12 protein-coding genes are annotated in these 13,315 nt (G+C 64.3%); 8 read left to right on the top strand and 4 right to left on the bottom strand.

From position 1 onward, the window contains the following. Nucleotides 1–126: 126 nt before the first annotated feature. From dapE to J5M58_RS03420, 3 genes are read left to right on the top strand one after another with little or no spacing between them, the layout of a single operon-like run. Nucleotides 127–1,278, top strand: coding sequence for a succinyl-diaminopimelate desuccinylase (dapE, locus tag J5M58_RS03410; RefSeq protein WP_112251026.1), 1,152 nt, complete (start codon nucleotides 127–129; stop codon nucleotides 1,276–1,278). Continuing rightward, nucleotides 1,278–2,090 carry a putative RNA methyltransferase gene (locus tag J5M58_RS03415; protein ID WP_207877144.1) on the top strand — a complete coding sequence of 271 codons (813 nt, stop codon included), beginning with the start codon at nucleotides 1,278–1,280 and terminating at the stop codon, nucleotides 2,088–2,090. The genes dapE and J5M58_RS03415 overlap by 1 nt, the downstream gene beginning before the upstream one ends. Nucleotides 2,091–2,107: 17 nt before the next feature. Beyond that, nucleotides 2,108–2,485, top strand: a complete 378-nt coding sequence (locus J5M58_RS03420) for a hypothetical protein (RefSeq protein WP_112251022.1) — start codon at nucleotides 2,108–2,110, stop codon at nucleotides 2,483–2,485. A gap of 99 nt (nucleotides 2,486–2,584) precedes the next feature. On the opposite strand, the gene J5M58_RS03425 is transcribed toward J5M58_RS03420, so the two are convergent. After that, nucleotides 2,585–2,794, bottom strand: coding sequence for a cold-shock protein (locus tag J5M58_RS03425; protein ID WP_003252255.1), 210 nt, complete (start codon nucleotides 2,792–2,794; stop codon nucleotides 2,585–2,587). 232 nt (nucleotides 2,795–3,026) lie between these two features. Here J5M58_RS03425 and plsB point away from each other — a divergent pair, with 232 nt between their 5' ends. From plsB to J5M58_RS03445, 4 genes are all read left to right on the top strand, one after another. Further along, the gene (gene plsB, locus J5M58_RS03430) at nucleotides 3,027–5,513 is read left to right on the top strand and encodes a glycerol-3-phosphate 1-O-acyltransferase PlsB (RefSeq protein WP_112251020.1); all 2,487 of its coding nucleotides are present in this window, start codon (nucleotides 3,027–3,029) and stop codon (nucleotides 5,511–5,513) included. A gap of 78 nt (nucleotides 5,514–5,591) precedes the next feature. Next, nucleotides 5,592–5,951 carry a YbaY family lipoprotein gene (locus J5M58_RS03435; RefSeq protein WP_112251018.1) on the top strand — a complete coding sequence of 120 codons (360 nt, stop codon included), beginning with the start codon at nucleotides 5,592–5,594 and terminating at the stop codon, nucleotides 5,949–5,951. A gap of 185 nt (nucleotides 5,952–6,136) precedes the next feature. Beyond that, a complete protein-coding gene (locus J5M58_RS03440; protein ID WP_112251016.1) occupies nucleotides 6,137–6,535 on the top strand; it encodes a YbaY family lipoprotein in 399 nt (132 codons plus the stop codon). Between the two features lie 33 nt (nucleotides 6,536–6,568). Next, nucleotides 6,569–7,258 (top strand): DUF4197 domain-containing protein, encoded by a 690-nt coding sequence (locus tag J5M58_RS03445; RefSeq protein WP_112251014.1) that lies wholly within the window; start codon nucleotides 6,569–6,571, stop codon nucleotides 7,256–7,258. Between the two features lie 88 nt (nucleotides 7,259–7,346). Here the strand turns inward: J5M58_RS03445 and J5M58_RS03450 are convergent, their stop codons facing one another. Then, entirely contained in the window at nucleotides 7,347–10,412 is a 3,066-nt protein-coding gene (locus J5M58_RS03450; protein WP_112251012.1) for an efflux RND transporter permease subunit, read from the bottom strand. A 6-nt stretch (nucleotides 10,413–10,418) separates the two neighbouring features. After that, a complete protein-coding gene (locus tag J5M58_RS03455) occupies nucleotides 10,419–11,519 on the bottom strand; it encodes an efflux RND transporter periplasmic adaptor subunit (protein ID WP_207877146.1) in 1,101 nt (366 codons plus the stop codon). A gap of 168 nt (nucleotides 11,520–11,687) precedes the next feature. Here J5M58_RS03455 and J5M58_RS03460 point away from each other — a divergent pair, with 168 nt between their 5' ends. Next, nucleotides 11,688–12,329 carry a TetR/AcrR family transcriptional regulator gene (locus tag J5M58_RS03460; protein WP_112251008.1) on the top strand — a complete coding sequence of 214 codons (642 nt, stop codon included), beginning with the start codon at nucleotides 11,688–11,690 and terminating at the stop codon, nucleotides 12,327–12,329. A gap of 129 nt (nucleotides 12,330–12,458) precedes the next feature. Here the strand turns inward: J5M58_RS03460 and J5M58_RS03465 are convergent, their stop codons facing one another. Then, nucleotides 12,459–13,235 (bottom strand): class I SAM-dependent methyltransferase, encoded by a 777-nt coding sequence (locus tag J5M58_RS03465; RefSeq protein ID WP_112251006.1) that lies wholly within the window; start codon nucleotides 13,233–13,235, stop codon nucleotides 12,459–12,461. Nucleotides 13,236–13,315 lie beyond the last annotated feature (80 nt).

Here is a 13,315-nt window from a genome sequence, read left to right on the forward strand (position 1 = left end):
GATGCGGCGCGATCGCTTGTAGGAGCGGCCTTGTGTCGCGATGGGCCGCAAAGCGGCCCCATTGGCCTGACGGTTTGATATAAGATAACGCCCCTCAGATTTCCCCGCCTTGCCCCGGAGTCCCCCATGACGGCCCCTGCCGAGCTCTCGCCCACCCTACAACTGGCCTGCGACCTGATCCGTCGCCCCTCGGTCACCCCCGTCGACGCTGACTGCCAGGCGCAGATGATGAATCGCCTGGGCGCCGTGGGCTTCCAGCTGGAACCGATGCGTATCGAGGACGTCGACAACTTCTGGGCCACTCACGGCAACCAGGACGGCCCGGTGCTGTGCTTCGCCGGCCACACCGATGTGGTACCCACCGGCCCGGTACAGCAATGGCAGCATGAGCCGTTCGAAGCGCTGATCGACGCCGATGGCATGCTCTGCGGCCGTGGCGCCGCCGACATGAAAGGCAGCCTGGCCTCCATGGTGATTGCCAGCGAGCGCTTCGTGCAGGACTACCCGAACCACCGCGGCAAGGTGGCGTTCCTGATCACCAGCGACGAGGAAGGCCCGGCCCACCATGGCACCAAGGCCGTGGTCGAGCGCCTGAAAGCACGCAACGAGCGCCTGGACTGGTGCATCGTTGGCGAGCCCTCCAGCACCACCCTGCTGGGTGACGTGGTCAAGAACGGCCGCCGAGGCTCGTTGGGCGCCAAGCTCACAGTGCGTGGCAAGCAGGGCCATGTGGCCTACCCGCACCTGGCACGCAACCCGATCCACCTGGCCGCACCGGCCCTGGCAGAACTGGCGGCGGAGCACTGGGACGAAGGCAATGCGTTCTTCCCGCCGACCAGCTTCCAGATCTCCAACCTCAACTCCGGCACCGGTGCCACCAATGTGGTCCCGGGCGACCTGACCGCACTGTTCAACTTCCGCTTCTCCACCGAGTCGACTGTCGAAGACCTGCAGGCGCGGGTGTCGGCAATCCTCGACAAGCATGAGCTGGACTGGTCGATCGACTGGGCGCTGTCGGGCCTGCCGTTCCTTACCGAACCGGGCGAATTGCTGGACGCCGTTTCGGCCAGCATCAAGGGCGTCACCGGCCGCGACACCCAGCCGTCGACCAGCGGCGGTACCTCCGATGGCCGCTTCATCGCCACCATGGGCACCCAGGTGGTCGAACTCGGCCCGGTCAACGCCACCATCCACCAGGTGGATGAACGGATTCTGGCCAGCGACCTCGACCTGCTGACCGAAATCTACTACCAGACCCTGGTCCGGTTGCTCGCCTGATGCTCGCCTGCCCTCTTTGCCAGGCGCCACTGAGCCGGCTCGACAACGGTGTGGTGTGCCCGGCCGGCCACCGCTTCGACCGGGCCCGCCAGGGTTACCTGAACCTGCTGCCGGTGCAGCACAAGAACAGCCGCGACCCCGGTGACAACCAGGCCATGGTCGAAGCCCGCCGCAATTTTCTCGACGCCGGCCACTACGCGCCGGTGGCGCGCCGCCTGGCCGAGCTGGCCGCCGAGCGCCAGCCCGGGGCCTGGCTGGACATCGGCTGTGGCGAGGGTTACTACACTGCGCAGATCGCCCAGGCTCTGCCGGCTGCCGACGGCTACGCACTGGACATTTCCCGCGAGGCAGTCAAGCGTGCCTGCCGCCGCGCGCCCGAGGTTACCTGGATGGTCGCCAGCATGGCCCGCGTGCCGCTTGCCGACGCCAGCTGCCAGTTCATCGCCAGCGTGTTCAGCCCGCTGGACTGGGCCGAGGCCAAGCGCCTGCTCGGCCCCGGCGGCGGCCTGATGCGGGTCGGCCCCACCAGCGGCCACCTGATGGAACTGCGCGAAGTGCTCTACGATGAAGTGCGCCCGTATGCCGACGACAAACACCTGGCCCTGGTCCCCGAAGGCATGGCCCATGCCCACAGCGAAACCCTGGAGTTCCGCCTGAGCCTGGCCGCACCCAAGGCCCGCGCCGACCTGCTGGCCATGACCCCGCACGGCTGGCGCGCCAGTGCCGAAAAGCGTGCCCGGGTCATCGACCAGCCCGAGCCGTTCGAAGTCACGGTTTCCATGCGTTATGACTATTTCGTGCGCCAAGACTGAGCACACCCGGAGCCCTTATGCGCCAACCTGATATCGAGATCTACCTGAAGGACGCCGACGTCGACCACAAGCAGATTGCCGAGTGGCTCGCCCAGGCAATCGGCCCATGCAGCGAATGGAAGCAGAAAGGCCATACCTTCAAATGCCTGGCCGGTAACATTCCGGTCACCTGGCTACCCAAGGCTGTAGGGAAATGGAACAGCCTGTACCTGGAAAGCGACCAGACGCCGTGGGCCGATGACGTCGCCTGCGCCCGCGCTGCATTTGCTGCACTGGGTGTGGAAGTGCGTTGCGCGCCAGGTGGCTGGGTGGAAGAAGATGGGGAAGAAGATGCCGACCGCTGGGTCCGCATCAGCGCCGACGGTGAAGAGGAAATCACCTGGCGCACCGCTTGAGCGGTATTTTTTGTGGGAGCCGGCTTGCCGGCGATGCAGGCAACACGGTGCCTGGCACCGGCTTCGCCGGCTCCCACACAAACCGTTACAGCTTGAGGCTCAGAGGCCCACTACGTCTTCGGCTTGCAGGCCTTTCTGGCCCTGCACGCAGGCGTATTCCACCCGTTGCCCTTCGACCAGGGTACGATGCCCCTCACCGCGGATCGCCCGATAGTGGACGAAGACATCCGCACCACCTTCGCGCTGAATGAAGCCATAACCCTTGGCATCGTTGAACCACTTTACATTCCCAGTCTCACGAGACGACATCTGAACTACTCCGGATTTTTATTGTGAAGATCGCCTTGCAGACACAGGGTCTGCTCCCTGTGTCGACGCCGCTTGCGCAAATATCTTGCAAGTGGCAGGCCGAGTATATGACACAGAACAAAAAAATTTGATGACCGTCGCGCCGTTCGGCGATTTTTGCTGAACTTGCGCGGATACGGCAGACTAAATGGCTGGATACCCACCTGAAAATCACACCCAGGGCACACACCCCATGACCCGTTCCCCCCTGCGCCGCCTGATCTTCGGCGCCCTGCGTCGCCTGTTGTACCTGTGGGTGCGCTCCGAGACCATCAACCAGTCCTCCCTCACCCTCAAGCTCGACCGCAGCCGCCCGGTGTTCTACGCCTTGCCCTCGCCCGCACTCACCGACCTGGCCGTGCTCGACCATGAATGCACCAAGGCAGGCCTGCCGCGCCCGGTGCTGCCAGTAGCGGTTGGCCCGCTGCAGGAACCGGCGGCATTCTTCTACCTGACCCCGGACCCGGACTGGCTCGGCCGCCATGACAAGCGCGGCGCCCCGCCCACCCTGGAGCGCCTGGTCGCCGCCGTCAGCCAGCATGCCGAAGAGGATGCGCAGATCATTCCGGTCAGTGTGTTCTGGGGCCAGACCCCGGCGAGTGAGTCCAGCCCGTGGAAGTTGCTGTTCGCCGACAGCTGGGCAGTTACCGGGCGCCTGCGCCGGCTGCTGACCGTACTGATCCTCGGGCGCAAGACCCGGGTGCAGTTCTCCGCACCCATCCACCTGCGCGAACTGGTACAGCACAACAAGGGCCACGAGCGCACCGTGCGCATGGCCCAGCGCCTGATGCGCGTGCACTTTCGCAACCTCAAGACCGCCGTCATCGGCCCGGACATCTCGCACCGGCGCAACCTGGTCAAGGGCCTGATCCACGCCCCCCAGGTGCGCCAGGCCATCGTCGATGAGGCGCAGCGCGAGAACCTGCCGCTGGCCAAGGCCGAAGCCCAGGCTCTGCGCTATGGCAACGAGATCGCCTCGGACTACACCTACACCGCCATCCGCTTTCTCGAAGTGGTGCTGAGCTGGTTCTGGAACAAGATTTACGACGGCATCAAGGTCAACCACATCGACCAGGTGCAGGGCATCGCCCCTGGCCACGAAGTGATCTACGTACCGTGCCATCGCAGCCACATCGATTACCTGCTGCTGTCGTACCTGTTGTTCCGCAACGGCCTGACACCGCCGCACGTGGCTGCGGGCATCAACCTCAACATGCCGCTGGTGGGCAACCTGCTGCGCCGTGGCGGTGCCTTCTTCATGCGCCGTACGTTCAAGGGCAACCCGCTGTACACCGCAGTATTCAATGAATACCTGCACACCCTCTACACCAAGGGGTTCCCGGTCGAATACTTCGTCGAAGGCGGCCGCTCGCGCACCGGGCGCATGCTGCAGCCACGCACCGGGATGCTGGCCATTACCTTGCGCAGCTTCCTGCGCTCGTCGCGCACACCGATCGTGTTCGTGCCGGTGTACATCGGCTACGAACGCGTGCTCGAAGGGCGCACCTACCTGGGCGAATTGCGCGGTGCCAGCAAGAAGAAAGAGTCGATCTTCGACATCTTCAAGGTATTCGGTGCGCTAAAGCAGCGCTTTGGCCAGGTGTATGTGAACTTTGGCGAACCGATCCGCCTGGCCGGCTTCCTCGACCAGCAACAGCCCGGCTGGCGTGAACAGGACCACGGCCCGCAATACCGCCCTGCCTGGCTCAACGCCGCCACCACCCGCCTGGGCGAAACCGTGGCCCGCCACCTCAACGAGGCGGCCGCGATCAACCCGGTCAACCTGGTGGCCCTGGCGCTGCTGTCCACCAGCCGCCTGGCCCTGGACGAGCGCGCCCTGACCCGCGTGCTCGACCTGTACCTGGCCTTGCTGCGCCAGGTGCCCTATTCGCCGCACACCACCCTGCCCGAGGGCGATGGCCTGGCGCTGATCGAACACGTGCGCGGCATGAACCTGGTCGCCGAGCAGAAGGACGCCCTTGGCCGCATCCTGTACCTGGATGAAGGCAACGCGGTGCTGATGACCTATTACCGCAACAACGTGCTGCACATTTTCGCCTTGCCGGCGCTGCTGGCCAGCTTCTTCCTCAGCAGCTCGCGCATGAGCCGCGAACTGCTGGGCCAGTATGTGCATGCGCTGTACCCTTACCTGCAGGCCGAACTGTTCCTGCGCTGGACGCCGGAGCAACTGGATGCGGTGATCGACCAGTGGCTGGCCGCACTGGTCGAGCAAGGGCTGCTGCGCCAGGACAACGATACTTACATTCGCCCGGCACCCAGCTCGCGGCAGTTCGTATTGCTCACCCTGCTCGCCCGCACCATCACCCAGACCCTGCAGCGCTTCTACATGGCAACTTCGCTGCTGCTCAACAGCGGACAGAACAGCCTCAGCGCCGAAGAACTGGAAGACCTGTGCGTGATGATGGCCCAGCGTCTGTCGATCTTGCATGGCCTGAACGCCCCGGAGTTCTTCGACAAGACCCTGTTCCGCCACTTCATCCAGACCTTGGTCGAGCAAGGAGTGCTGCACGCTGACGCGCAAGGCAAGCTGGGTTATCACGACAAGCTCGGCGAATTGGCAGAAGGCGTGGCCAAGCGTGTGCTGTCGGCGGAACTGCGCCTGTCGATCCGCCAGGTGGCGTTGCACCGTGATGAGCCGGTGGATCTGGTGCAAGGGTAGGCTTTCAGTCTGCTCACGCCCCTTGAGAGGGGGGAGTATCGATGTGCTGCATCTGCCCCCCTGTCAAGGAGTTCTGAAATGACGCTAATGAAATCATTCAACGTTGAAATCGTTTCTTCTGGCGATAACACCCTTCCACCGTCCGGGCTGGTCAAGTTGAGCCTGATCGATGTCTCCATGGCGGACGCACCGGCCATCAGCCTTGCCGAGCTGCGCCTGCGCTGTGGCGGCCTGATGCCGATCAATCTGCCGTTGACTTTTGACAGCAGCCTGATCGATCCACGCCGTAGTTATGCCCTCGCCGTGCGCATCGAAAAAGATGATCGACTGCACTACATCAACACCAGCCGTCACTCGATCGAGCCAGGCACAGTGTCCGGTACCCAACGTGTGACGGTCGACCAGATTGCTAGCGGCCCAGGCCAGCTTTCCCTCTGACCCCGTCCGCACCAGCGACTAACGGACGCAATCACCTTACGGTAGCCGCGCCGCAACTGAATATCTGCGTTCCTCTTCGTCCGCTCAATTCCCTCAATCACATCTACATCAAGGACCCGTCAGAAGAAATCCGCTAAAGTCCCTGGGGTTGGCCACAAGCCAACGCCTAGGACTTCGGAGATACCATGAAAAAGCTTTTTATGCTGTGTTGCGCATCCTTGCTCGCAGCCTGTTCCAGCCACACCCCGTCCAACCAGGCCAGCCTGGATGGCGAAGTCTTCTACCTGCAGCGCAGCGCCCTGCCATCTGCCGCCACCCTCAGCGTGGAACTGCAGGATGTCTCGCTGATGGATGCCCCGGCGGTTACCCTGGCCCGCCAGGCCGGCCCGGTCAAAGGCAACGTACCGCTGCCGTTCCACCTCACCTACGACCCGGCCCAGGTCAAGCCCGGCCACCGCTATGCGGTAAGCGCGCGCATCGAACTGGACGGCAAGCTGCTGTTCATCAACACCGAACACCACGGCGTCATGCTCGACGGCAGTGACCCACAGCCCGTGCGGGTGAAGGTCGACCCGGTTCGCTGATACCCGTACTCATCTGTTTACAAGGAAAGCTTCATGATCCGCACTTCCCTGCGCTTCACCACCCTGTGTGCCGGCCTGCTGCTGTCGGCCAGTGCCCTGGCCCTGTCGCTCGGCGACCTGACCCAGAAAGACGCCACCGGCGGCCTGAAGGATGCCCTGACTCAAGGCGCACAACTGGCCGTCAAGCAGCTGAGCACGCCGGGCGGCTTCAGCAACAACCCGGATGTGCGCATCGAACTGCCAGGCAACCTGGGCAAGGCCGCCAAGGCGATGAAGATGTTCGGCAAGGGTGAACAGGTCGAAGCCCTGGAAACCAGCATGAACAAGGCCGCCGAGGCTGCCGTGCCGCAGGCCCAGGCGATTCTGGTGGATGCCGTGAAGAACATGAGCGTGACAGATGCCAAAGGCATCCTCAGCGGCGGTGACGACTCGGCCACCCAGTACCTGAACAAGAGCAGCCGCGAACAGATCCGCGCCAGGTTCCTGCCGATCGTCAAGCAGGCTACCGACAAGGTTGGCCTGGCTCAGCAGTACAACAACTTTGCCGGGCAGGCCGTGGCGTTGGGTGTGGTCGACGCCAAAAGCGCCAGCATCGAGAACTACGTGACTGAAAAGGCACTGGATGGCCTGTTCGAGATGATTGCCAAGCAGGAGCAGAGCATCCGCCAGAACCCGGCTGAAGCGGCTACCAGCCTGGCCAAGAAGGTCTTCGGCGCCCTCTGATGGCCCCGGGGGCTGCTTTGCAGCCCATCGCGACACAAGGCCGCTCCCACATTGATCGGCGAATGCAGGACCTTTGTGGGAGCGGCCTTCAGCCCTTCTTCACCCTGAACCAAGCCGCATACAACGCCGGCAAGAACAGCAGGGTAAGCACGGTGGCCACGATCAACCCGCCCATGATCGCCACCGCCATCGGCCCGTAGAACACGCTACGCGACAACGGAATCATCGCCAGCACCGCCGCCAGTGCAGTCAGCACGATCGGGCGGAACCGCCGCACCGTGGCTTCGATGATCGCCTGCCAGCGCTCCATACCCGCCGCAATGTCCTGCTCGATCTGGTCCACCAGGATCACCGAGTTGCGCATGATCATCCCCGCCAGGGCAATGGTGCCGAGCATGGCGACAAAGCCGAACGGCTGGCGGAACACCAGCAGGAACAAGGTCACGCCAATCAGCCCCAGAGGCGCAGTGAGGAACACCATCACCGTGCGCGAGAAGCTGCGCAGCTGGATCATCAGCAAGCTCAGCACCACCACCACGAACAGCGGCATGCCGGCATTCACGGACTTTTGCCCGCGCTCGGAGTCCTCGACCGTGCCGCCCACTTCCAGCAAATAGCCATCCGGCAGCTTGGCGCGGATGTCATGCAGGGTCGGCTCTATCTGCTTCACCAGCGTCGCCGGCTGCTCCTTGTCGTAGATATCGGCGCGCACGGTCACCGTCGGCAGGCGGTTACGGTGCCAGATGATGCCTTCCTCGAAGCCGTACTCCAGGGTCGCGACCTGCGACAGCGCCACGCTCTGGCCATTGTCGGTCGGCAATGCCAGGCTGCCGAGGTTGCCCAGCTCGCTGCGTTCCTGGCGGGTGCCGCGCAGCAGGATCTCGATCAGCTCGTTGTCCTCGCGGTACTGGCTGACCGTGGTGCCGGTCAGCGAGCTTTGCAGGAAGCTCGACAGGTGCGCGGTGCTCACGCCCAGGGCGCGGGCGCGGTCCTGGTCGATCTCGAGGAACACCGCCTTGCTCGGCTCTTCCCAGTCCAGATGAACGTTGACCACATGCGGGTTCTGGCGCACCTTGTCGGCCACTTCGCGGGCCAGCGCACGGGCCTTCTCGATGTGCTCGCCAGTTACCCGGAACTGCACCGGGTAACCCACGGGCGGGCCGTTTTCCAGGCGGGTGACCCGGGCACGCAGGTCGGGGAACTGCTGGTCCACGGTGGTGATCAGCCAGCTGCGCAGGCGCTCGCGGTCCTCCATCGACTTGGCCAGTACCACGAACTGGGCGAAGCTGGCCGCCGGCAGCTGCTGGTCCAGCGGCAGGTAGAAACGCGGCGAACCGGTGCCCACATAGGCCACGTAGTTGTCGATACCCTCCTGCTGCTTGAGCAACGCCTCCAGTTGCTTGACCCGCTCGGCGGTGTTGGCCAGCGAGGCACCCTCGGCCAGTTTCAGGTCGACCATCAACTCCGGGCGCCCGGAGGCCGGGAAGAACTGCTGGGGCACGAAGCGGAACAGCAGGATACTGCCGACAAAGGCGGCAATGGTCAGCAGGATCACCGTCTTGCGCCGCCGCACGCACCACTCCACCACACGCCGTACACGCTGGTAGAACGGTGTGGCGTAAGGGTCTGGCGCGTGGCCGTCCTTGCCATGGCGCGCGGCATGCAGCTTGGCCAGATCTGGCAGCAGGCGCTCGCCCAGGTAAGGCACGAATACCACGGCGGCCACCCAGGAGGTCAGCAAGGCGATGGTCACCACCTGGAAGATCGAACGGGTGTATTCGCCCGTACTGGAGGCTGCCGTGGCAATGGGCAGGAAGCCCGCCGCCGTTATCAGGGTGCCGGTGAGCATCGGGAAGGCGGTGCTGCTCCAGGCGTAGCTGGCCGCCTTGAGGCGGTCGTAGCCCTGCTCCATCTTGATCGCCATCATCTCCACGGCAATGATCGCATCATCGACCAACAAGCCCAGGGCCAGCACCAGCGCGCCAAGGGAGATCTTGTGCAGGCCGATGCCGAAGTAGTGCATGGCGGCGAAGGTCATGGCCAACACCAGCGGGATAGCCAGCGCCACCACCAGCCCCGTGCGCAGGCCCAGCGAGAAGAAGCTCACCAGCAGCACGATGACCAGCGCCTCGACCAGCACCTGGACAAACTCGCCCACGCCGGCCTTGACCGCCGCCGGCTGGTCCGAAACCTTGCGCAGCTCCATGCCGGCCGGGAGGCTGCGGGCCAGGCGCTCGAACTCGCTTTCCAATGCCTTGCCCAGCACCAGGATGTCGCCGCCGTCCTTCATCGACACCGCCAGGCCAATGGCATCCTCGCCCATGAAGCGCATGCGCGGTGCGGGCGGGTCGTTGAAGCCGCGGTGCACTTCGGCCACATCGCCAATACGGAAGGTGCGATCGCCCACGCGGATGGGGAACTGGCGAATCTGCTCGACGCTGTCAAAGCGCCCGCTCACCCTCAGTTGCAGGCGCTCGCTGGGCATTTCGAAGAAGCCGGCGGTGCTGACCGCATTCTGTTCCTGCAGGGCCTGCTGCACGGCCTCCAGTGGCACGCCGAGGGTGGCCAGCTTGAGGTTGGACAGCTCGATCCAGATTTTCTCGTCCTGCAGGCCGATCAGCTCGACCTTGCCCACGTCCTTGACCCGCTGCAGCTGGATCTGGATACGGTCGGCATAGTCCTTGAGCACCGCGTAGTCGAAGCCCTCACCGGTCAGCGCATAGATGTTGCCGAAGGTGGTGCCGAACTCGTCATTGAAAAACGGGCCCTGGATTTCCGGCGGCAAAGTGTGGCGGATGTCCGCGACCTTCTTGCGGATCTGGTACCACAGCTCGGGGATGTCCTTGGAATGCAGCGAGTCGCGGGCCATGAAGGTGACCTGCGATTCGCCGGGGCGGGAAAACGAGACGATCCGCTCGTACTCGCCGGTTTCCATCAGCTTCTTCTCGATGCGCTCGGTAACCTGCCGCGACACTTCCTCGGCAGTGGCACCAGGCCACAGGGTACGAATGACCATGGCCTTGAAGGTGAACGGTGGGTCCTCGCTCTGGCCGAGCTTGGTGTAGGACATGGCGCCAATGGCCGCCAGCAGGACCATCAGGAACAGGACGATCTGGCGGTTGCGCAGCGCCCAGGCAGAAAGGTTGAAACCCATCGGGACTTACTCCTTGGCCGTCAGGTTCACTACGCGATTGGTACGATCCACGGGGCGTATCTCCTGGCCCTCGCGCAATACATGGCCACCCGCGGCGACTACCCAGTCGCCGGGGGCGAGGCCTTCGAGCACGGGTACGCTGTCGGCACCATAAGCCCCCAGGCGTACCACTGCCCGCTCCAGGCGGCTGTCCTTGGTGACCCGCCAGACGTAGGCCTGGCCGTTTTCCGCAGTGACTGCCGACAGGGGCACCGCCAGCGGGATCAGCCCTTCGTGGGCGATGAATACCCGGGCGCTCTGGCCCAGCTCCGCCGGTGTGGCGGCCGAGGTAAAGGCGATGCGGGCAGCGAAGGTGCGCGAACGCGGGTCGGCGGCCGGTGACAGCTCGCGGATGCGCCCCTGGAAGCGCTCTTGCGGGTGCGACCACAGCTCCACGCTCACCGGCTGGCCCACGGCGAAGCGGGCGAACTGCTGCTCCGGCAGGCCGATGGCCACTTCCCGCTCGCCATCGGCGGCCAGGGTGAACACGGTCTGCCCTGCGGCGACCACCTGGCCCACTTCCACCTGGCGCTTGGCGATCACCCCGGCCTGGGGTGCGCGCAGCACGGCATATTCAGCCTGATTGCCGGCCACGTCGAACTCGGCCTTGGCCTGTTTCAGCCGGGCTAGGCCGGCGCGATAGAGGTTTTCGGCGTTATCGAACTGGGAATGACTGACCATCTGCCGGTCCAGCAGCTTCTGGTAACGATCACGCTCGGCGCGCACCAGCGACAGGTTGGCTTCGGCGGCCGCCAACTGGGCACGGTTGGCTTCCAGTTGCAGGCGCACATCCTGCGGGTCAAGTTCGGCCAGCGGCTGCTCGGCCTTGACCCGCTGCCCCTCCTCGACCAGGCGTTTGCTGACCTTGCCGCCGATGCGGAAAGCCAGCTCCGGCTCGAAGCGCGCCCGCACTTCGCCGGGGTAACTGTCGGCAGCGGCTTCGGCCGGCTGCGGCTGCACCACCAGCGCCGGGCGCGGCGCAGCAGGTGGGGCGGCTTCCTGGCCGCACGCCGCCAGCAACAGCACGGCAGCGGCGGACAGAACGATGGACAAGGCATGGCGCAACATGATGAATCCTTTCGCGAAGGGCACGACTGAATATTTATACTGGCTAGTATATTAAATCAGCGAACCGGAGCCGGGAAGCCAGGCCCGGAAGAAAATCAATATCAATGCAGGACGCGATCTGCAGCCGGAAGCTGTTCGAGCCGGTAAGATGGTCGTCCTTTTGAAAAGATGCGGATTCCAATGTCTAACGACGCACCCATCGGCCCGGGCCGGCCCAAGGATCTGGCCAAGCGCGAGGCGATTCTCGAAGCGGCCAAGGCCCTGTTCCTCAGCCTTGGCTACGCCAACACCAGCATGGATGCGGTCGCTGCGGCGGCAGGTGTTTCAAAGCTCACCGTATACAGCCACTTCACCGACAAGCAGACACTGTTCGGCTCGGCGGTCATGGCGACCTGCCGGATCCAGCTGCCCGACCTGCTGTTCGAGTACCCCGAAGGGGCGCCGGTGGAAGAGGTGCTGCTGACCATTGCCCGTGGCTTCCAGGCTTTGGTCAGCAGCGACGAAGCGGTCAAGCTCAGCCGCCTGATCATGGCCCAGGGCAGCCTGGACCCGAGCTTTGGCGAGTACTTCTACGAAGCCGGGCCCAAGCGCGTGCTGGCGGGGATGGAAGCATTGCTGCGTGGGGCGCATGAGCGTGGGTTACTGCGCATCGACAACCCGCTGCGTGCGGCGGAGCACTTCTTCTGCCTGGTCAAGGGTGCGCCGGATTACCGCTTGCTGCTGGGGTGTGCGGGGCCGCTGGAGGGGGATGAGGCCGAGGCCCATGTGCGCGAGGTGGTCAGGGTGTTCATGCGGGCGTTCCAGCCTTGATATCTGGATGCCTGTGCGGGCCTCTTCGCGGGTAAACCCGCTCCCACAAGTGCTGCACAAACTTCAGGATCACATCGATCCTGTGGGAGCGGGTTTACCCGCGAAGAGGCCCGCACAGGCATAGCCAAATCAGGCCTTGAGCGCCTTCTTCGGATAAATGTCATACCGGCTCGATTTGCCCTCCAGGCTGTGACTCGGCTTGGGCCCATCGATGATCGGCGCCTTGCGCGGTCGCTTCACCACCACCCGGTGGCTGGCCAACGCCAGCGCAGCTTCGAGCAACGCCGGGGCGTCCAGGTCATCACCGACCAAGGGCCGGAACACACGCATTTCCTTTTTCACCAGCGCGCTCTTGTCGCGGTGCGGGAACATCGGGTCGAGGTAAATGACCTGCGGGGCTTCGCCTTCCCAGGCACGCATACGCTCGATGGCGTTGCCGGTCAGCAAGCGCATGCGCCCGACAATCGGCCCCACTTCTTCATCCACGCGGGCCCGCGCCAGGCCATCTTCCAGCAACGCGGCAATCAGCGGCTGGCGCTCGATGAGGGTCATCTGGCAGCCCAGGCTGGCCAGCACGAACGCATCCTTGCCCAGCCCCGCCGTGGCATCCAGCACCTGCGGTCGCACCCCCTGAGCGATGCCCACCGCCTTGGCAATCATCTGCCCGTTGCCGCCGCCAAACTGGCGCCGGTGCGCGGCCTGGCCTTCGACGAAGTCCACCCGCACCGGCCCCGGTGCCTGCGGGCCCAGTTGCTGGATCTGCAAACCATCAACGCCCACCTGCACGGCAAACCCGGCAGCGTCGTCCTGCAGCGGCAACTCAAGGCGCTGTGCCCACGCAGCGGCTTGCGCCTCGAATTCAGCCGACAGCGCCTCGACCCGGATACCTGTGCCCTGCTCTTCCATCATTCACACCTAGAAATTGAACCCAGCCACTAATGTATCGGCCCTCGCAGCCGATACAGGCAATATCCCGCTATTCTGCC

Origin of the sequence: Pseudomonas sp. 32_A (genome assembly GCF_017490905.1) — a bacterium.
GTDB classification, from domain to species: Bacteria; Pseudomonadota; Gammaproteobacteria; order Pseudomonadales; family Pseudomonadaceae; genus Aquipseudomonas; species Aquipseudomonas inefficax.